The organism is Gallintestinimicrobium sp., from assembly GCF_046968865.1.
GTDB classification, from domain to species: Bacteria; Bacillota; Clostridia; order Lachnospirales; family Lachnospiraceae; genus Gallintestinimicrobium; species Gallintestinimicrobium propionicum.
The window spans coordinates 231,039-251,401 of sequence record NZ_JBKVPW010000001.1; the positions used below are offsets into that span (position 1 = coordinate 231,039).

A 20,363-nucleotide genomic window follows, 5' to 3' on the forward strand; every position below is an offset into this window, starting at 1 on the left:
TCTATTGTCACAATTAAATTAAGGTTGAGATTTATAAAAACCTCAACCTTACCCAATTTCTTATTTGCTTGCCACACCATACTTGCGGTTGAACTTATCGATACGTCCGCGAGCCTGTGCTGCCTTCTGCTGGCCAGTGTAGAAAGAATGGCACTTAGAGCAAACTTCAACGTGAAGTTCGGGCTTGGTAGAGCCGGTTACGAATGTGTTGCCACAGTTACAGGTTACAGTTGCCTGGTAGTAGTTAGGATGGATTCCTGCTTTCATTTCCTTTCACCTCGTCTTATATTGATTGGTTATCTGTACTTGTTCTCATCCGCGAGGCCTTTCGGCCACTGCCTGTAATATTCTACGGACAGCTTATTCATAATACCATAGGAGTGTGCGCAATGCAAGACTTTTTGCGGATTTTAAAAAATTTCCATTGCAGTTCACTCGTACCGTTTGCGAATGGCGCGAGTGAACAGTAATCGACTTTCAGGTCTCTTCTTTTTTCGTATCTTTCTGTGCTGCCTCGATCAGCCCAAATTTCAGAAAAATCCCGTAAATATAAGATATGCCGCGGATATCTCCCAGTGCTTTCGGCCGTGTCACAATCGGCTTTCCTTCCGTCTTTTCAAATGCCATCCTCACTGAGCTCCACGCCAGGCTCTTGCTCTTTTCCCGCCGGTCAATCCAGAGCTCCTTTGTCAGCTCGCCGTTTCGTCCGGTTTTCAGTTGATAGGAAAACGGCAGTCCGGAAATCGTCTGAAACGGATATCCCTCAAATGCAACAATGCAGTCCCAGAGATGCTGCTCGTCGTGGTTTTCGTGGAGGACAGTCAATAGCTCCGCGTGCGGAAGTTCCTCAATATCCCTATGCAGACCGGTGATTGGTTGAGTCTCTTCCCCCATTTTATTCCTCCGCCCCGTCGCAAAGCTTTAACTCGATATGTTTTCCCAATGCGGAGGCATATTTCTGCAAAACAACCAGTGTCGGAACTCTTTTTCCACTCTCCAGACGCGCCAGATTCGAAGGCAAAATTCCTGTGATGTCCGCCACATCCTGCTGGGTCATCCCCTGCTGCCGTCTCTCTTCCACCAGATGCCGGATCAGCTCACAGGACTGCTCCAACGTCCTTTTCTGAATGTCTTCCGAATAAGCGGACAGACGCTTTTCCCGCACTTCTTTTTCTTTTTCGTAATTCGTTCGATTATCCCGAAAATCGTAGGGCATTGACATTCCTCCTTCTCCTGTAAAGTCCGGTGCAGCCTGGCGCAGATTTGCAGTCCTACAGTATATTCACAAGCCACGGATCGACATCTGTAAGGGCACAATACAGCCAGGGATCCTCTTTGATTTCTTCTGCAAAGTCTCTTGCCAGCAAATATGCCTCCATCTCTGCTCCAAAAATGACTCCCATCATCTCTGCATTCCGCAGAGCGTCTTCCTTCTTTTGCTGCACGTACAAAGCAGCTTCCCTTGCGTGCTCTTCTTCTGCCTTTTCTATTTCCGCATCGATCCGCTTTTTCTTTTCCGCGTAATGTTTCAGATCCTCCAGGGAATCCAGATATACATAAAGCTTCTTCTGCACTTCATACATCTGATTTACTTCTTTATCATTTTTCTCCGGCTGTCTGGAAATACATTTTTGCCAGAAAATTGCCTTTCCTGTTTCCAAAATAGCCTCTCTGCATGCCTCGATGCGGGATTTATACGTTTCCGGCTGCTGTTCTGATTGAAGATCACTGATCGCTTCTTTTTTCAGCTTTTCTGCATACAGCATATGGATCCGAGGCAAATCCTTCAGCGGACTGTGTTCTCCATTCCATACCAGCCGATCCATCCAGAACAGCTGCTCAAACAGCGTATCCTCTTTATCATACAATAATGCCAGTTTTAGCATTGCAGGAATATATTGCCGATTTGCCGCAATTTCATAATATTTGCAGGCAACCTCCGGATGGTTCTTTTCCATCAGCGCTCCCATACAATAGCAGGCTTCCGGATGCTCCTGCTGAGCTGCCTGTTTCAGCCAGCTCAATACCTGTTTGAATTCTTCCTCGGACAGGTTCCCGTTTGCCTGCTGCGCTGTCCATATTGCAAGCCGATAGCAGGCTTCCGCATTTCCTACATCCGCTGCTTTTTGATATGCAGCAATCGCTTCTTCTATATTTCCTTTCTGCATGGCGTCCGCTCCCTGACGATACAATGCAAATGCACTGCCACGCAGCTTGCCCAGTTCTAAAATGCGGGCTGCCAGCGCCTCATCCTGTGCCAGGATCCAGTCGTACTCCAACAGATTGTCTTCGATATAATCCTGATTGACTGCACGCCGGATCCATTCCGCTGCAATGAATGGATTTTGTGTCTTTGTCATACCCTTTATCCAGAAATACCCACACAAAAATTCTGCAGGTGCATAGCTTCCAAACGCTGCCTTTTCCAGCTTGTCCGTCACTGTTTTATACTCCAACGTCTGTTTCATCTCATCTATGGCATCCTGATATAACTTCTTTGCCTCTTCCAGAGAAATTGCATCCTTGCCGCCATTTTCAAAATATGCCTTTGCCTCTTTCTGCTGCTCCTCAGCGATATAACCCTTCAAAGTCTGAATCGCTTCTTCACACGCTTCTTCCCGTCTTGCATCCGCCAGCTTCACTGCTTCAAACAGCTCCAGAGCCTCCCGATACGCATCCAGATTTCCTTCTTTTCCCATACAAATCTGCGCCACTTCATAGATGGACATAACGCTGCCCTGCCCGGCTGCAGTTCTGTACATTCTTTCCGCATCCGATTTCTGTCCATTCCGTTTATACACATTTCCTGCGACGACAGTTGCCCCACTGCTGCCATGTTCTGCCGCCCATTCCAGCCTGGTTACCGCCTCGGAATCATTCCGTTCGGTACCTGCGCCCTGGCTGTAACACAAGCCCAATGCATAATGGACGTCTCTTTCCAGCTCCAGGTCATATTTTTCGTTTCTCCGCATCTCATCCGCTTTCGTCAGGTTCTCAAATGCCTGCTGCGGATCTTTTTCACCACCGATGCCTCTCAGGCAATACCAGCCATATTGGTACTGCGCCTTCCGGTGCCCCAGCTCTGCTGCCTCGCGGTAAAGCTCGCGCGCCTGCACCAGATCTGTCTTTTTGATATCCTCTGCTTTCTGATAGCACTCTGTGGCTCTTCGCTCTTTTTCTTCGTTTGCCTGGCGCTCTTCCCATGCCAGATCGTCTTCTTTTTTTCTTCTGAAAAAAGCCCAGACTCCATATATATCGATAGCAATTATCACTACATTACAGGTAGAATTAAATCCTATGAGAAACAACAGCAAAACAACTCCTGCGATCAGTCCGTATCGAAGGAGTTTATATTTTCCCAGTTTTTCCCCGATAAATTCCATATCGATCACAACTGTAGTGACCGCTGCCGCAAACAGCACCAGCGATACAATTCCTCTTAAAAATGAAACCAATATTCCCATGACGCCCTCCGGTTTGGTAAATTTTTCATTAAATAAAGTATATATTTTCCCAGTTTATTCGTCAATATAATGGGCATCACGGCAAACGATTGTTAATTAATCATTCTTTTCACATTTGACTCGTCAGAAACAACATCCGCACAAGACAAATAGTCCATAACGCACCTCCAAACGATGATCTAACGCAATTACATCCTATATAGCGAAATAAATCCAACATTTTTCGTCTTAATTTCGTTTGAAGCGAATTTTTCCTGGGGTCAGGTACCAACACTCCGATTTCGTCCTCTCGTGTCAAAGGAAACTCACGCAAACAAATGCTCTGCCAGCTGTGCCAGTGCTTCGGTATCCTTCACCCCCGCTGTCTCGAATGCAGAATGCATGGCCAACTGTGCCAGTCCTACATCCGCAGAGGGAATGGAGACATGGGCAGTAGAAATGTTTCCAAGCGTGGAGCCGCCTGCGATATCCGAACGGTTTGCAAAGGTCTGCAGCGGGATCTCCCAGGTATTGCAGATCTGGCGGACAATTGCTGCAGAATAACCGTCTGTCGTATATTTCTGACTGCCGTTATATTTGAGCACAACACCACCGTTTAAGTACGGACGGTTGGTCGGATCGGTCTTCTCCGGATGGTTCGGATGCACCGCATGTCCGTTGTCCGCGGACAAAAGAAAGCTGTTCTGATAAAAGCTGCGCTTCCAGAGCCTGTTTTTATCCGGATAGACATTTTCCAGAACAATTTCCAGAAACTCCTCCAAAAACGTGGAATCTGCGCCCTGCTTCGTTCCGCTTCCAACTTCTTCATTGTCAAACAGCGCATACACACTGATAGATTCTTCCGGCTTCGATGCCAGAAATCCGCGCAGCGTCGCATAAGCACATTGCAGATCGTCCAGACGCGGAGAGCCGATCAGGGAATCGTCCGCTCCCATGATGCGCCCTTTATCCCGGTTATACACATACAGATCGCTGCCAAGAATCTCCTCTTCCGCCACGTCTGCCGCTTCTGCGCACAGCCTTTTGATCGAAAGCTCCTGATCCAGCCCCATCAGTGGTGCCATGTCTGTCTGCGGATTGTATGCAAAGCCATTGTTGATTTCCCGGTTAAAATGAATCGCTACATTGGGAATTATCAACAGGTCTTTTTTCAGATTGACGAGCTTTGCTTCCGGCTTTCCATCTTTTCCGGCCACAAACACACGACCGGCAACGGAAAGCGGGCGATCCAGCCACGGGCTTAAAATCATGCCGCCGTATTTTTCCACATTCAGCTTCACATAGGTGTTTTCCACCTTCATCTCCGGCACTTCCTTGATTTTAAAGCACGGAGAATCGCTGTGGCTTGCTGCAATCCGGAAACCCTTGGCAGGATTTTCGGGGATTTTCACCGCCAGCACCGCAGAACCGTTCTGCATCGTATAATAGCTTCCGCCCGGCACGAGAGCTCCCTCCGCCAGATTTTCCAGCTTTTCAAAGCCGTTTTCCAAAAGCAGCGCTTCTACGTTTGCCGCCGCATGGAATGCCGTCGGGCTCTCCTCGATAAATTGAAGCATCGCTTCGGTTATGCTTTGGTTTTTCATAATGTACCTCTCCTGATTTCCTATTTTAGTCGCCGCAGCCCCGGCGTTATGTTAGTTGTCGTAAACTCAGAGTTATGTTAGTTGCCGCAACCCCGGTCTTATTTTGGTTGCCGCAGCCCCGGCGTTATGTTATCAAATAAACAAATGGCCAACCTGATAGACCACAAATGCCGCTATCCAGGCGATCACGCACTGTCCGACCACGACAAATACCGCCCATTTTCCGCCAAGCTCCCGACGAATCGAAGCGATCGCCGCCACACAGGGCGTATACAACAGGCAGAACACCAGAAGGCTGGCAGCAGAAAGCGGCGTCAGAACCGTCTGCAGCGCTTCTGTAGATCCAAACAGCACGGAAAGCGTCGAAACCACACTTTCCTTTGCCATAAATCCGGTGATCAGCGCCGTGGAGATCCGCCAGTCTCCAAAGCCCATGGGTGCAAACAAAAATGCAAGGCTTCCGGCAGCCAGCGCAAGTATGCTGTCTTTCGAATCCGCTGCAATGTTCAGATGCAGATCAAAGGTCTGCAAAAACCAGATCACCAGCGTTGCCATGAAAATAACGGTAAAGGCCCGCTGCAGAAAATCCTTTGCCTTGTCCCAGAGCAGATGTCCAACATTTTTGGCTCCCGGCATCCGATAGTTTGGCAACTCCATGACAAAAGGAACCGCTTCTCCCTGAAACAGCGTACCGCGCATGAAAAGTGCCATCAAAATCCCGATCAAAATTCCGCCAAAATACAGCGCAATCATCACAAGTGCCCCATGTTTCGGGAAAAACGCCGCTGTGAAAAACGCATAAATCGGCAGCTTTGCAGAACAGCTCATAAAAGGCGTCAGCAAAATCGTCATTTTCCGGTCCCGGGCAGAGGGCAGTGTCCGACTCGCCATAACACCCGGCACGGTACATCCGAACCCAACCAGCATCGGCACAATGCTTCTGCCGGAAAGACCGATTTTGCGCAGCAGCTTGTCCATCACAAACGCAACCCGCGCCATATATCCGCTGTCCTCCAACAGCGATAAAAAGAAAAACAGCGTCACAATGATCGGCAGAAAGCTCAAAACGCTTCCAACACCGTTAAAAATACCGTCCATCACAAGGGAATGAATCACATCGTTTACGTTCCACGCTGTCATGTGCGCATCCACCCAGCTTCCAAGCGCCGTAATCCCTGCATCGAGCAGATCTGACAGGCCTGATCCTATTACGCTGAAAGTCAGGAAAAACACCAGTGCCATAATGCCTGCAAAGCACGGAAGCGCCGTATATTTTCCCGTTAAAATCCGGTCGATTTTCTGACTGCGGATATGTTCTTTACTCTCTTTGGGACGAATCACCGTTTCGTCGCACACCTTTTCGATAAAATCAAACCGCATGTGCGCAATCGCAGCGGCACGGTCCAGCCCCCGCTCTGCTTCCATCTGGCAGATGATATGTTCCAGGGTTTCCTTTTCATTTTCATCCAGCTTCAGGCTGTCCCGGATCAGGACATCTCCCTCTGCAAGCTTGGAAGCTGCAAACCGCACCGGAATCTCCGCTTCTTTTGCATGATCTTCAATAAAATGCATGATCGCATGCAGACACCGATGCACGGCACCGCCATCTTCCTCGCTGTCGCAGAAATCCACCCGTCCGGGGCGCTCCTGATACTTTGCCACATGAACCGCATGGGAAATCAGTTCTTCAATGCCTTCGTTTTTGGCTGCGGAAATCGGAACAACCGGAATGCCCAGAAGCGCCTCCATCTGATTAACCAGAATGGAACCGCCGTTTTCCCGCACCTCATCCATCATATTAAGCGCCAGCACCATCGGGATATCCAGCTCCATCAGCTGCATCGTCAAATAAAGGTTCCGTTCGATATTTGTCGCATCCACGATATTGATAATTCCTTTTGGGTGCTCCTCCAGCAGAAAGTTTCTCGTCACAACCTCTTCGCTGGAATAGGGGGACATCGAATAAATACCCGGCAGATCCGTTACCAGCGTATTTTCCTGTCCACGGATCTGACCGTCCTTTCGGTCTACCGTAACACCCGGAAAGTTTCCGACATGCTGATTTGAGCCGGTCAGCTGATTAAAAAGTGTCGTTTTTCCGCAGTTCTGGTTGCCGGCAAGGGCAAACGTCAGTACCTCCTGATCCGGCAGCGGATCTTCCTTTTCCTTATCGTGATATTTTCCCTCTTCTCCCAGACCCGGATGCGGAATCGGCTTCCCCATCTGCCGGGAAGTCTCAGGACAGACGTCCCGCACATTCTCTATTTCAATTTTCTCCGCATCTGCCAGACGCAGCGTCAGTTCATAGCTGTGAATCCGCAGCTCCATCGGATCGCCCATGGGCGCATATTTCACCATCGTCACGTCGCCCTGCGGAATCAGTCCCATATCCAGAAAGTGATGCCGAAGCGCCCCCTCTCCTCCGACCGATTTAATTGTAGCTGTTTTTCCAATTGGTAATTCTCGTAATGTCATGTTTTCTCTCATTTCCGCGCACGCTTTTTACAATCTTTCTCCCGTGTGCCTTACTTTCAACTGTCAGTCATGCAAGAACGCTGACTCACTTGCGCTCTCGCTCGCTCACGAGCCCGCGCTAACGCGCTTTACCGCCTGCTGCGCAGGCTGCTCGTTCGCTAATGGCACGAGAAAAACAAATGCCGCCTTCGGCGTCGCTTGTTTTTCTTTCGTGCTCTCGCTCGCTCACGAGCCCGCGCTGACGCGCTTTACCGCCTGCTACGCAGGCTGCTCGTTCGCTAATGGCACGAGAAAAACAAATGCCGCCTTCGGCGTCGCTTGTTTTTCTTTCGTGCTCATTATATCGTGAGCATAGCTCACTCAATAATTTCGCCGTTCGCGATGAGCAGGCTTCGCCTGTTCCCGCTCACTTGCGCTCATTATATCATACTTCCATTCACTGATTCTACAAATAAACTGTTCTTTTATATACTCTCGGAAGGATTCCGCCTTCCATCAGGAGCTTGCAGAAGTCAGCAAAGTTAATAAGCGCCAAATTCCACTCTGTTTTGCAGAATTTGACGCTTCTCTTTTTCGATTTTCTTCGAATTTATTTCTTTTTCCGTTCTACCAGTTCGCCAACGAGGTAGCATACCGCTGCAATAACCATACCGTTGACAGAAGCGATGCCCCACGGAACCAGATTTGCAACAGCCGCACCGATGAGGACGCCTGCGATTGCGAACCAGTTGACCTGTCTGGGAATCACATCCCATTTTTCGTATTCTTCTTTATGGCAGAAATAGCCGAGTACAACAATCATGCCAACCGGAGGCAGTGTGCAGTTTAAGATATTCAGCCAGCCGACAAAATTGTTGTACAGCCATACCGCGGTTACGGTTCCCAGAATACCGGAAATTACAACCATCGGACGTTTACGCACTTTTGTGATATTAGACAGTCCAAGACCTGCGGTATAAAGCGCGTTATCATTGGTTGTCCAGATATTTAAGCCCAGGACGATAATCGCAAATACCGTCAGGTTCAGCGCAACCATAACTTCAAAAATATCGTTTCCGCCTACATAAACGCCGCTGAACGCGCCGAAGCAGAACATCAGACTGTTGCCGATAAAGAATGCGACTACTGTGACGATAACGGACTGCAGTGCCGTTTTGGAAAATCTTGCAAAGTTCGGAGTTGCCGTACCGCCGCTGACAAACGAACCGATGACCAGTCCGGCGCCTGCAATGACGCTCATACCCTGGCTTTCTGCAAATTTTTCAGCCAGCGGAACGTCACCGGTTTTGACCGCCATTACCATCGCCGTAATGCCAAGAATTGCGATCAGCGGAACGGAAATATAGCTGACGATGGTCATCGCCTTAATTCCGAAAAATGCGGAACCGGTCATGCAAATGCCGGCAATCGCAACGAGCAAATAAGGCAGCCACGGATTTTCCGGAGCGATCAGTTTTGCAACCGGAATTGCAAACATCGCAACGCCTACGCCAAACCATCCGATCTGGGTAAAGCTGGTCAGCACAGACGGCAAATAGGAGCCCTTTGCACCGAAGGAATGCTGTGCCAGCAGATCCAGGGAAAGTCCGGTTTTGGCACCGACATAAGCCAGAGAGCCGGTATAAATTGCAAGAATGATACCTCCCAGGATCAGGGAACCGATAAAGCCGGACAGATCAAGGCTGTCACCCAGCGTCTGTCCCGTCCACATGCTGGCTGAAAAAAACGTAAAGCCAAGCATGATCATAAACATTGTCAGCAGCCTGCGCCGTGCAAACTGAGGCACCGGCTGCAGGGAATAATCGTGGTCTTCTACTTTGGTTTCTTTTGCATTACTCATGTCTTTTTTCTCATTTCTCCTGTCTATTTATTCATTTTATAAACCGGATCGGCCGGGTAACCGCCCCGGATATTCTGCATTCCGCGCTGTATGGCATCTTTGGAATTTTTCCAGTCCGCGTCCTTGTTCTGGTAATCGAATTTTTCAATCAGCCAGTCCACATCTGCGCTCATACGCTCCATATTTTTCTGCATGATCTCGAAAATTTCCGGGAAAAAGGTCTCTTTTTCCTTTTCCGACAGTCTGGTATCCGCGCTGCTGCAAAGCTCCCCAAAATGATGCAGACAAAAGCCCTTGCTCTTCGCAATCCGTGCTTTGAAATCCGGGTCTTTTTCATATAAATAGAAAAAAGTGTCCAGATAGCGCTCGTATTCTTTTTGGAAACGGTCGCAGATATAACAGGTGCTTTCCTTTTTCTGCACCCAGTCTGCCACGGAGTTTTTCGGCGCAATTTTGCGCAGCTTGTCCCCCATCGACTGCTTCTGCGGCCTGAAATGCCTGAATTCGCCATCCATTTCGGACAGCAGTTTTTTATAGTAGGTTTTTAAAATCCAGCCATTGCCAAGGGTGTTGCCGTAATCGAACATTTTTTTCATGTGCGTGCGGCAAAATCCTTCCCGGTCTGTATCCTCACGGACATCGCTCTCCATGTACGAAGCGCAGGAGCCAAGCACAAAATCCATCAGATCCTGCTCTACATTCCGCTCGATATAACAAAAAGGGCACTCATCGCCCGCATTTACCGCATCATTCAGCGGTATCGTATAAAGCTTTTCTTTCACTCTTCTTCCTCCCTTCCGCAGTTACTTGCGCCTTTAAGTCTCTTTTATGGTCATCCGCCGCAGCGTGTCCAGATAAGCGCAGATCTCTGCAAAAAGCTTCTCCGGGGAAAAATCGTAGCGCTCCGACATCTCATCGGTCAGCCCGTCGATCGTATAGCGCACCATTTTTGTCACACGCACAGAATCCCCGTATGGTGCAAAAATGCTGTAATCTGCCTGCATGCTGTATGCCCGCAGCCGATCCTCGTAATCCAGCTTCTTTTCCGCGATCCGCTCCACCGCTTCCGTATTCTCTTCTTTTACCGCAACATCCAGAAACCGCTGCATATACGGATAAAGCTTCATCACCTGCATCCGCGCCTGTTCCATCTGCTTTGTCAGGGCAAAATAATCCGTTTCGGAACGTTTTACCTCTCTGGAAAGCTCCAACAACATAAAGCGCGCGCTGTAGTCAAACAGAAATCCGTACAGCCCCAGTTTACTTCCAAAATAATGAAAAAGCAGTCCCTTACTGATCCCCGCCTCCTTTACGATCTCATCCGTGCTGGCGTGTCGATAGCCGCCCCTGGAAAAAATCTTCAGAGATGCGTTGATCATCCGGTCCTGCTTTTCCTGTTTCAAATCAAAAAATTTATCATTCATGTGTCTGTCCCCGCGTCATTGACTTTCTGAGTCGTTTCATTCTATCATACCTGCAGGGTCACTTCAATGTTAAGTTTATAGATTTTTCATACATACTGACCTTTTCATTTTCATAAAATAGTATTAAAATGAGAGAAATAAGTAACCATATTCTGGTATATGTATGGAGGGCATTATTATGGCTAAAAAATTAGGAAAACTTTTCACTCTCGCAGTTACCGCCGGCACCGCTGCTGCCGCTGCTTATTATTATCTCCAGAATAAAAAAGCCGCAGTGCAGGAAGCTCCGGAAGAAGAGGATGATTTCGAAAAAGATCCAGAGGATGACTTTGACGACACCGATTTCACGGACGATGATTTCGTCGATGAAAGCGAGCATCCGGAGGAAGCCAAAGAAGAAGCAAAAGAAGACACTCCCGTCTTTTCTTCCGAAACGAAAGAGGACGGGCATACCTATGTGACCCTGGACTTAAAGGCTGCTCAGGATAAGGCTGTCCAGCTGCGCGACACTGTTTTCAATAAAGTCGGCGACACCGTTTCCAGAATCAAAAACAGCAGCGAATACGAAACCGTAACCGGCAAGATCAACGAAACGGTCGACAAGGTTCGCAGCAACGAAGATGTACAGGCTGTCGAGGAAGCCGCTCACACTGCTGCCGGCGCTGCAAAGCAGGCCGGAAGTGCTGCCGCTGATCTGGCCAAAGACGCTGCCCGCTACGTAGCAGACAAGGTTCACACCACTGTAGCCGAAGCTGCTGCAGAAGCAAAGGAGGCTGCAGAGGCAATTGCAGAGGAAGAGGCTGCAAAGGAAGCTTCCGCTGCTCCGGCGACCGATGCTCCAAAAGCTGAGGAAACCTCCGGCGATGTAAAGACTGAGGAAACCGCTTCCGAATCCGATGCTCCGGCGGCAGAATAAACAGCTGTAAACGAATACTGGGATTTGAAACGAACGCGCCTCCGGCTGAAGAAGTTCTCGTTACAACGGAGGCTGACAACTAAAAAACGAGGCTATCCTGCAGTCATAAACTGATGGGATAGCCTCGTTCTCATTTCTAATAAGCCATGTCTTTCCTATCTGCCTTGCCCCTGTGACCAAAAGTGCCTTTCTTCCTACGAGCAGCTTGCCTGCAGCCAACAAACAGTGGCAGCGCTCCCTGAACCCCTATTACAGCACAAACTTCTTACGCAATCCTATTCAACAGTCCCGTTGAGGTCAAAAACAGGATCAGCATCACAACCGGCACGACGTATTTGATCATAAAACGATACAGCTTCGCCCTTGTAAAGCGCTCACCGTTTTTCTCCACCTCACCAACGATCCAGTCCGGGCCAATCACCCAGCCGATCAGAATGCTCGTCAGCAATGAAATAAACGGCATCAAAAAGCTGTTGCTGATATAGTCCATCACATCGAGCAGCTGTCCGGTGGAACCGTTTGGCAGCGGCAGTTCAAAGTAAAGCACGTTGTAGCCAAGGCAGATCAGCACCGCCGTTACCAGCGAATAAACACCGATCAGTCCACACATCTTTTTGCGTGTCCGATGAAATACTTCCATACAGTTTGCAACCAGCGTTTCCATAACGGATACACACGATGTCAGCGCCGCAAAGCCCATCATCAGGAAAAAGGCGATTGCCACGATTCTTCCTGCGCCTCTCATCGCCGAAAAAACCTTCGGCAGCGAAATGAAAATCAGGCTGGGACCGGACGCCATGCCCTCTTTTCCAAGGAACACATAAACCGCAGGCAGAATCATCATTCCAGCGAGGAATGCAACTCCTGTATCAAAAATTTCGATCTGGTTCGTCGTTTTATTTAAGTCCACGTCATCTTTTACATAGGAACCATAAGTCACCATGATGCCCATCGAAACACTCAGGGAGAAAAACAGCTGGCTCATCGCATCCAGCAAAATCTCCAGAAACCGTTTCACCGTCAGCCCATGAAAATCCGGCAGCAGATAAATCGCCAGTCCCTGCATTCCCGTCCGAACCGCACCATCCTCCCCTTCTGCCGACAGCGTCAGGGAAAAAACCGCAATCGCCACAATCAGAACAACCAGCACAGGCATAATAAAGCTCGAAACCTTTTCGATTCCCTTTTCCACACCGCCGTAAACGACCGCTGCTGTCAGCACCAGAAACAGAAGCATAAACACGATCGGGGCTGCCTTTGACGTGATAAACGAAGTGAAATATCCGTCCTGTGCAGGCACGTTGTCCCCAGATGCCAGATATTCCACAAAATATTTCGTAATCCAGCCGCCGATGACCGAATAATAAGTCATAATCAGCACCGGAACCAGAAACGTCAGATATCCCAGAAATTTCCACTTCGGACAAATCGCAGCAAATGCATTCAGTGCATTTTTCTTTGTTTTCCTCCCGATCGCCACATCCGTTGTCAAAAGAACAAAACCAAATGTCAGCACCAGCACCAGATAAATAATCAGAAACAGTCCGCCGCCGTCCTTTGCACATAAATAAGGAAAACGCCAAATATTTCCGACGCCTACCGCACTCCCCGCCGCAGCGAGCACAAATCCGATTGAGCCGCTGAAGCTCCCTTTTTTCTCTTTCATTCTCTCCTCCATTCCGTATTTCTTCCAAAACGCTTTGACATTCAAAACCGCAGGAATCCCCCGTTTTCCCTGCGGTTGTCGCTCTCGTTGCAGCATGTTGCAGCATTTTGGGCAGCTACACCTTTTTTCGCGCAAAAACCCCGACAGAAACTTTTCATCAGGCTTCTGCCGGGGGGTTATGTTTTCAGATGAGTCTTAGTGTGAAAAATAAGCGTGATCGCTTATTTTTCACACAGCTATTTGTGCCACAGGCGTCACAAAGTAGCTATGATCGCAGAGCCGAACTGGACGTTCGCCTCGCGATTCCTTCGGCGCAAAGCGCCTGCGGAATGAAGGATTTTATGCCAGTTTCAGGCGCAGGGTCTTGATTTCGAATACCCTGAAATCAAGGGATACGGTGTTATCTTCCACAGCAACCTCTGCTTCTTTCTTTTCCAGCATATCGCAGGTCCATGCCTGTGCAACGTTGAGCGCAGTGAATACTTTCGTATTGACTGCTGCCTTCTTCGCTTCATACAGACGCAGGATCAGGTCGCCGCTGCCGTCCTCAGCCAGCTTCACGGATTCGAGAATAACGTTGTCTTTCTCTACACCGAAGGCGCTGAAGGTATCCACAACACCAGCTGTAATAACAGGCTTTACGTTCATCTCATAGCCCTGACGAACTACGTCGCTGTCTGCAAAGCTGCCTTCCCATGCAGTAAAGCCGTAGGTAAAGTGATGTTCTCTGTTGTCTGCATGCATCTCAGGAGCAGCTGCTGCACGCAACAGGGTCAGCTCAAGTGCATTGCCGTTCATGCTGATACCATACTTGCAGTCATTGAGCACTGCGGCGCCGTGAGCCTGATCGCACAGAGCGCTGTAACGATGGTTGCAAACCTCAAAACGATCTTTTTCATATGCTCTGGAGCGTCTGGTAGGCCGCTCTACATAACCGAACTGCATTTCGTTGATCCCGTTCTCTGCAAATACGTTGACAGGGAAGCCAACCTTTAACAGGCGATGCAGCTCTTTCCAGTCGATGGCAGTTTCGAATTCCAGTCTTGTGCTGTCTGCATCCAGACGGATGTACTGAACGAAGGACGAATTGCTGATGCGGCCAGTTACCTTCAGGACACTGCGCAGGCTGCCTGTGCTTTCAACGGTTACCGTTACATCCTCTGCAGCGGTGATTTCCTGATCGATGTAGTTGGAATCGATATCCCATGCATCGAACAGACGCGGAACATCTTTATATAAGTGGAAACGGTTCATCGGCTCAGCTGCGAACTCTCTGCCGCTTGTCTTCAGAACAAAGGATACCACCTCACCCTTGCCGTCTACGACAGCCTTCACCTGATTGTTTTCCAGAATGAAGGTATCTCCGTCCTGAGTCAGGGAAACACTGTCTGCTGCCTTGGTCTGGGTTTCTGCAGGAACCAGGGAAACCATACCATAAGCAGGAACTTCTGTAAGACCATATACCTTGTCACCGATCTTTTCGGTCGGAACAGCCTTGCCTTCTCTGGTCTGTGCACCTGCCGCAAAGCTTTCCGGCAGCTCAACCAGTGTGTCATATGCAAATCCCAGGGAGTTGCCGACAGTCACGCCATTTCCGGCTTCTACCAGACCTGCAACTGCCTTTGCAGTCAGCTCATGGCTTTCTTCCAGAATTGCATGGAATGCTTTTTCCGCGTCCTCATAAACTCTTGCGATGGAAGAGCCGGGCAGGATGTCGTGGAACTGATGCAGCAGGACTTCTTTCCACAGACGCTCAATTGCCTCTGCAGGATATGTCTGTCCCTTCTGGGCTGCCAACGTGCCCCACAATTCCAGATCACGCATGGAAAGCTCACATCTTCTGTTGTTGTTCTTCACCATTGCCTGAGAAGTATAGGTTCCGCGGTGAGCGCTGAAATACAGCTCTCCGGTATAGGTATGCTTCGGTCCGCCTTCTGCTTCCATATCCTGGAAGAACTCGATGGGGCCTTCCAGTTTTACCTTCGGGCAGCCTTCCAGGTCAGCCTCACGCTTCGCATATTCCAGATAGTCTCTTGCCGGGCCGCCGCCGCCATCGCCGTAACCAAAGGGCAGGAGGAATGCATCCAGATCTCTCTTCTGGCTTCTGTTCTCCCACACGTTCATCAGCTCGGTGGGGTCGGTGCGGTAGGTGTAGCTGGTAGGCAGGAAGGAACTGATCTTCGTGCCGTCCATGCCTTCCCAGTAGAAATAATGGTAAGGGAACTGTTCGCCTTCATTGTAAGACCAGAAAATCTTCTGAGTTACCAGATATTCAACGCCGCAGCTCTTCAAAATCTGAGGCAGTGCAGCGGTATAACCAAAGGTATCAGGCAACCACAGCATCTTGCTGTCTACGCCGAACTCTTCCTGATAATAGCGTTTGCCGTAGAGCAGCTGACGGATCAGTGCTTCACCGGAAGCCATATTCGTATCCGGTTCTACCCACATCGCGCCCTCTGCGATCCACTGACCATCCTTAACCGCCTGTTTGATTCTTTCAAACAGCTCGGGGTAGTATTTGCGGCACATCTCATAGCCGGCAGGCTGACTCTGGATATATTTGTATTCCGGATATTCTTCCAGCAGGCGCAGCTGTGCTGCAAAGGTACGCTCTGTCTTTCTGTGTGTCTCTGCCATCGGCCACAGCCATGCCAGATCGATATGGGCATTGCCGATTGCGTAGAATACAGGCATAGTGGAACCGTTCTTCGCTTCCAGTGCGGGGCGGAGTGCTTCTCTGCCTGCCTTGTAGGATGCGATTCTGCCAGCCTCATCCTGCTCAAAATCAACCACAAGGGTAAAGGCCTCCAGCGCCTCTGCGATCTTTGCAGCCCGCAGGGAATTCGGATCGAGCTTGTCCAACAGCTGTCTTAAGGTGTCTGCATCCATCCACAGCTGATATGCGTCTTCATTCCAGATACCGAAGGTGCAGATACCGAGGATACGTCTCTTACCCTCTTCCAGCGGGTCCTGATATGCGCCGGGAAGTACCGGGCCGGTTGCACAGCCGCCGTCCGGAGATTCCGGATAATAATGGCCTGCGTAGGTTTCCATCAGGATTTCATATTCTGTTCCTGCCACAGCGTCAGTGGTCAGAACGTTATCTTCTACGAAATGATGCTTCTGGGTTACCCAGGAAGCACGGTAGGTACCGAATTCCTGACCGTTTACAAACAGCGTGGATTCGCCGTCCGGTTTTAAATCCATGACAATTCTCTTGCCCTGTGCTTCTGCAGGCAGAACCACTTTGCCTCTAAACCAGCAATATTCCCAGGTCTTGCCCCAGGTAAAGCCGGGCTCTACAGGCTCGAACGGGCCATTCATCGCTTCCTCCTGAGATAAATGATCCATTGTGCGGAACGCTTCCCAGGAAATCTCCCCCAAAGGTCTGTAAAAATCATCCTTCAGCGTGCGCATCCAATGCTGCAGTCTGCCACGCCATTCTGAACTCATGATCCCCATCTGAATTCCTCCGTGTTGTGTTATATTCTCGGGTATTAAAAATCAATACCACCTCATTTATAACGTTTTCCATCTGGTTCGTCAACCCCAATAATCCTATATTTATCCCTAAAAAATCACAATCTTTTTTCGATCAGCCACGCCGCTGCAAGCCGCTCCAGACCATCCCGGATTTCGTCCTCCGTCAGGCCGCCAAAGCCGATCAAAACGGTTGCGCGACACACAGCCTCCGGGACAGCTGCCCCCACAAGCGCTGACGACAGACCATAGACTTTCACACCTTGTCGGCGTGCCGCGTCGACAAGCTCTTTTTCGCTGCGTCCGACGCGATCCGTGAGCAAAAGATGCAGTCCCGCATTTTCCCCCGAAAGGTCAAATTGCCCCAAAAAGGGTTTCAGCCCGTCCAGCAGCGCTTCATGTTTTCTGCTGTAGCTTTTCCGCATCCGGTTCAAATGCCGTTCAAACGCACCGCTGTCCAGAAATTGCTCCAGCACCGCCTGGTCGACTCTCGAAACCGTACACGAAAAGCAGGCGCATTTTTGCCGGTAGCGCTCCAGCAAAGCCTCCGGCAGCACCATATACCCGACACGGATTGCAGGTGCAATCGACTTGGAAAAGGTTCCCATATAGATCACCTTTCCCGCCGCATCACTCGCCTGCAGGGACGGCACGGGCTTTCCACGGTAACGGAATTCACTGTCATAATCATCTTCTACAATATAGCGTTCCTTTTCCCGTGCTGCCCAGTTTAAAAGCTCTGTCCTGCGCCCGATCGGCATCATACGCCCGGTGGGATACTGGTGCGACGGCATCACGTAGACCACCTGCGCTCCCGATTTTTCCAGCTCTTCTATGCAGATTCCGCTGGCATCCGACGATACCGTAACCACTTCCCCCGCAAAGAGCTGAAAAATCTTCCATGCACGCGGATAGGTCGGATTTTCAAACGCCGCTGTGATTGTTTCCTCGAAAACATAACGGAGCAGCATCAGCAGATAATCGTTTCCCGCTCCAACCACGATCTGCTCCGGTCTGCAGGTCACGCCACGGGATGCATGCAGATATCGGGAAATCGTGCGGCGCAGCGAAAGATCGCCCATCGGATCTCCCGGCAAAAACAGGTCTTGGTTGTTTAGATTCAGAACGTTTCTGTTGACTTTTCGCCATAAATCAAACGGGAAATTACGCATATCGATCGCATTTGGAGAAAAATCGATCTGAACGGGCGGCACCGCAGACGAGTCGTCCAATGCAGCTTTGGATGCGCAAGCGGCCTCTGAAAGGAAAAGGCAATCGCCGCCTGCATCTGCACGTGAAAAGCTGCCAGCTTGTTCGCGAGACGTTATTCCTGCGTCCGGCGCGGTCTCCATCTGGTACAGTTCCTCCACCCGTGCGACAAAATATCCTTTATAGGGTACCGCCTCCAGATATCCCTCCGCCACGAGCTGGTCATACGCCAGCTCTACCGTACTGCGGGACACCTGCAAATATTCCGCCAGAGAACGCGTCGAGGGAAGCTTCTCCTGACAGAGAAGCTTCCCCCTTCTGATTTCGTCTCTGATATATTGATAAATCTGTTCGTAAAGATGGGTCCCATCCTCTTTCCACTCAATTACCAGATCCTGCATAGGCTCAGTCCTTTTTCGGAAGCTTAAAGGAGCTCTTTAAGGATACAATCCGGTTAAATACCGGCTCGCCCGGCTTGGAATCCTTATAATCTACGCAGAAGTATCCCTGTCTGACGAACTGGAAGCTTTCGTAGGGCTTTGCTTCCTTTAAGGAAGGCTCAATCCATGCTTCCTTTACAGTCAGGGAGTTGGGATTTAAGTTCAGGGAGCCGTCTTCATTGTAAACGCCCTTTTCTTCATCAATGATGTTCTCATACAGACGAACGGTTGCTTTGACTGCAGTCTGGCACGCTACCCAGTGAATGGTGCCCTTTACCTTACGTCCTTCAAAACCGCTTCCGGACTTGGTTGCAGGATCGTAGGTTCCATGGATTACGGTTACATTGCCGTTTTCATCCTTTTCACAGCCTGTGCAGGTTACAAAGTACGCGTTCATCAGGCGCACCTCGTTGCCGGGAAACATACGGAAGTATTTCTTCGGAGGCTCCTCCATAAAGTCTTCGCGTTCGATGTAGAGCTCTCTGCCAAACGGAACCTTACGGCTGCCCAGTGCTTCGTTTTCCAGGTTGTTCGGAGCGTCCAGATATTCGATCTGGTCTTCCGGATAGTTGTCGATCACAAGCTTCACCGGGTCAACGACTGCCATCACTCTGGCGCGTTTTAATTTCAGATCTTCCCGGATGCAATATTCCAGCATCGCATAATCTACGGAAGAATTGCTCTTGGAAATACCGCACAGGTCTACGAACATTTTGATGGATTCCGGTGTAAAGCCTCTGCGGCGAAGCGCTGCGATGGAAACCAGACGGGGATCGTCCCAGCCGTCTACGATGCCCTGCTCTACCAGCTTCTTAATATAACGTTTGCCGGTAACAACATTGGTCAGATACAGCTTTGCAAACTCGATCTGACGGGGCGGATAGGGTTTGTATTCCAGCTCCCGCACAACCCAGTCGTACAGCGGACGGTGATCTTCAAATTCCAGCGTACAGATGGAATGGGTAATGCCCTCGATGGCATCCTCGATGGGATGTGCAAAATCGTACATCGGATAGATACACCATTTATCTCCGGTATTGTGATGTGTCATGTGCGCCACACGATAAATAACCGGATCTCTCATGTTCATATTCGGGCTTGCCATATCGATTCTGGCGCGCAGAACCTTTTCGCCGTCGGCATATTTGCCCGCTTTCATCTCTTCAAACAGAGCGAGGTTTTCTTCTACGCTTCTCTCTGCACCGGGATCCATCTTGCCGGGCTCGGTCAGCGTACCGCGGTATTCACGGATCTGATCCGCGGAAAGATCAGAAACGTAAGCTTTGCCTTTTTTGATCAGCTTTACAGCGCCCTCATACATCTGGTCGAAATAGTTGGATGCAAAGAACAGTCTGTCCTCCCAGTCTGCGCCCAGCCATTTTACGTCCGCCTTGATCGATTCTACAAATTCGATCTTTTCCTTCGTCGGGTTGGTATCGTCAAAACGGAGATTGAATTTACCGCCGTACTGCTTTGCAAGTCCATAATTTAACAGAATGCTCTTGGCATGTCCGATATGCAGATATCCGTTGGGTTCCGGCGGAAATCTGGTATGTACTGTTTCGTAAACGCCTTCCTCCAGATCTTTATCAATCATCTGCTCGATGAAGTTTCTGGAAACAGGCTCCTTTGCTTCTTCTGCTGCAGGATTTTCTTTCGAGAATTCAGCCATTTTCCTTATCTCCCATCCTTTCATTTCCTTATTATTGTTTTATCTTATCAAAACAAACATTAAAATACAACATCGTTCTTAAGAAAATAATAATGTTCTTTCCCCCTGTTGTATGATAAAATACCTTTTGCAGGGATATTTTTATCAGTTTCGGAATACCCTGCTGTACAAATGTTATAACTACACTTTTTTAT

General features: G+C 49.4%; 14 protein-coding genes. 1 reads left to right on the forward strand and 13 read right to left on the reverse strand.

The window, feature by feature from the left end; translation table 11 throughout:
- Positions 1 to 60: 60 nt before the first annotated feature.
- The 9 genes from rpmE to ACLTOQ_RS00980 all read right to left on the reverse strand — a co-directional run bounded on the left by rpmE (position 61) and on the right by ACLTOQ_RS00980 (position 10,786).
- Complete coding sequence (rpmE, locus tag ACLTOQ_RS00940; protein ID WP_021914324.1) at positions 61 to 267, reverse strand: 50S ribosomal protein L31; 207 nt, start codon at positions 265 to 267, stop codon at positions 61 to 63.
- A 210-nt stretch (positions 268 to 477) separates the two neighbouring features.
- Entirely contained in the window at positions 478 to 894 is a 417-nt protein-coding gene (locus tag ACLTOQ_RS00945) for a hypothetical protein (RefSeq protein WP_412318434.1), read from the reverse strand.
- Position 895: 1 nt separating this feature from the next.
- A complete protein-coding gene (locus ACLTOQ_RS00950; RefSeq protein WP_337426425.1) occupies positions 896 to 1,216 on the reverse strand; it encodes a helix-turn-helix transcriptional regulator in 321 nt (106 codons plus the stop codon).
- A 55-nt stretch (positions 1,217 to 1,271) separates the two neighbouring features.
- Positions 1,272 to 3,464 carry a hypothetical protein gene (locus ACLTOQ_RS00955; RefSeq protein WP_412318436.1) on the reverse strand — a complete coding sequence of 731 codons (2,193 nt, stop codon included), beginning with the start codon at positions 3,462 to 3,464 and terminating at the stop codon, positions 1,272 to 1,274.
- Between the two features lie 305 nt (positions 3,465 to 3,769).
- Positions 3,770 to 5,047, reverse strand: coding sequence for a M18 family aminopeptidase (locus tag ACLTOQ_RS00960; RefSeq protein ID WP_412318438.1), 1,278 nt, complete (start codon positions 5,045 to 5,047; stop codon positions 3,770 to 3,772).
- 132 nt (positions 5,048 to 5,179) lie between these two features.
- The gene (gene feoB, locus ACLTOQ_RS00965) at positions 5,180 to 7,522 is read right to left on the reverse strand and encodes a ferrous iron transport protein B (RefSeq protein ID WP_412318439.1); all 2,343 of its coding nucleotides are present in this window, start codon (positions 7,520 to 7,522) and stop codon (positions 5,180 to 5,182) included.
- Between the two features lie 589 nt (positions 7,523 to 8,111).
- Positions 8,112 to 9,362: a cytosine permease gene (gene codB / locus ACLTOQ_RS00970; RefSeq protein WP_262585407.1), complete on the reverse strand. Its 1,251-nt coding sequence runs from the start codon at positions 9,360 to 9,362 to the stop codon at positions 8,112 to 8,114.
- 23 nt (positions 9,363 to 9,385) lie between these two features.
- A complete protein-coding gene (locus ACLTOQ_RS00975; RefSeq protein WP_262585408.1) occupies positions 9,386 to 10,144 on the reverse strand; it encodes a DUF6062 family protein in 759 nt (252 codons plus the stop codon).
- A gap of 33 nt (positions 10,145 to 10,177) precedes the next feature.
- Complete coding sequence (locus ACLTOQ_RS00980; RefSeq protein ID WP_262585409.1) at positions 10,178 to 10,786, reverse strand: TetR/AcrR family transcriptional regulator; 609 nt, start codon at positions 10,784 to 10,786, stop codon at positions 10,178 to 10,180.
- 178 nt (positions 10,787 to 10,964) lie between these two features.
- Between ACLTOQ_RS00980 and ACLTOQ_RS00985 the strand changes: the two genes are divergently transcribed.
- On the forward strand, positions 10,965 to 11,702 hold the full coding sequence (locus ACLTOQ_RS00985; protein WP_262585410.1) for a hypothetical protein: 738 nt from the start codon (positions 10,965 to 10,967) through the stop codon (positions 11,700 to 11,702).
- A 265-nt stretch (positions 11,703 to 11,967) separates the two neighbouring features.
- Here the strand turns inward: ACLTOQ_RS00985 and ACLTOQ_RS00990 are convergent, their stop codons facing one another.
- From ACLTOQ_RS00990 to ACLTOQ_RS01005, 4 genes are all read right to left on the reverse strand, one after another.
- Positions 11,968 to 13,368, reverse strand: coding sequence for a sodium-dependent transporter (locus tag ACLTOQ_RS00990; RefSeq protein WP_412318440.1), 1,401 nt, complete (start codon positions 13,366 to 13,368; stop codon positions 11,968 to 11,970).
- A 339-nt stretch (positions 13,369 to 13,707) separates the two neighbouring features.
- Positions 13,708 to 16,830, reverse strand: coding sequence for an alpha-mannosidase (locus ACLTOQ_RS00995; RefSeq protein ID WP_412318442.1), 3,123 nt, complete (start codon positions 16,828 to 16,830; stop codon positions 13,708 to 13,710).
- Positions 16,831 to 16,946: 116 nt separating this feature from the next.
- The gene (locus ACLTOQ_RS01000; protein ID WP_412318443.1) at positions 16,947 to 18,458 is read right to left on the reverse strand and encodes a PLP-dependent aminotransferase family protein; all 1,512 of its coding nucleotides are present in this window, start codon (positions 18,456 to 18,458) and stop codon (positions 16,947 to 16,949) included.
- A gap of 4 nt (positions 18,459 to 18,462) precedes the next feature.
- On the reverse strand, positions 18,463 to 20,169 hold the full coding sequence (locus tag ACLTOQ_RS01005) for a glutamine--tRNA ligase (protein WP_412279478.1): 1,707 nt from the start codon (positions 20,167 to 20,169) through the stop codon (positions 18,463 to 18,465).
- Between the last annotated feature and the right edge of the window lie 194 nt (positions 20,170 to 20,363).

Coding starts and splice junctions, on each gene's coding strand:
- rpmE (WP_021914324.1), bottom strand. CDS start 267: ATGAAAGCAGGAATCCATCCTAACTACTACCAGGCAACTGTAACCTGT.
- ACLTOQ_RS00945 (WP_412318434.1), bottom strand. CDS start 894: ATGGGGGAAGAGACTCAACCAATCACCGGTCTGCATAGGGATATTGAG.
- ACLTOQ_RS00950 (WP_337426425.1), bottom strand. CDS start 1,216: ATGCCCTACGATTTTCGGGATAATCGAACGAATTACGAAAAAGAAAAA.
- ACLTOQ_RS00955 (WP_412318436.1), bottom strand. CDS start 3,464: ATGGGAATATTGGTTTCATTTTTAAGAGGAATTGTATCGCTGGTGCTG.
- ACLTOQ_RS00960 (WP_412318438.1), bottom strand. CDS start 5,047: ATGAAAAACCAAAGCATAACCGAAGCGATGCTTCAATTTATCGAGGAG.
- feoB (WP_412318439.1), bottom strand. CDS start 7,522: ATGACATTACGAGAATTACCAATTGGAAAAACAGCTACAATTAAATCG.
- codB (WP_262585407.1), bottom strand. CDS start 9,362: ATGAGTAATGCAAAAGAAACCAAAGTAGAAGACCACGATTATTCCCTG.
- ACLTOQ_RS00980 (WP_262585409.1), bottom strand. CDS start 10,786: ATGAATGATAAATTTTTTGATTTGAAACAGGAAAAGCAGGACCGGATG.
- ACLTOQ_RS00985 (WP_262585410.1), top strand. CDS start 10,965: ATGGCTAAAAAATTAGGAAAACTTTTCACTCTCGCAGTTACCGCCGGC.
- ACLTOQ_RS00990 (WP_412318440.1), bottom strand. CDS start 13,368: ATGAAAGAGAAAAAAGGGAGCTTCAGCGGCTCAATCGGATTTGTGCTC.
- ACLTOQ_RS00995 (WP_412318442.1), bottom strand. CDS start 16,830: ATGGGGATCATGAGTTCAGAATGGCGTGGCAGACTGCAGCATTGGATG.
- ACLTOQ_RS01000 (WP_412318443.1), bottom strand. CDS start 18,458: ATGCAGGATCTGGTAATTGAGTGGAAAGAGGATGGGACCCATCTTTAC.
- ACLTOQ_RS01005 (WP_412279478.1), bottom strand. CDS start 20,169: ATGGCTGAATTCTCGAAAGAAAATCCTGCAGCAGAAGAAGCAAAGGAG.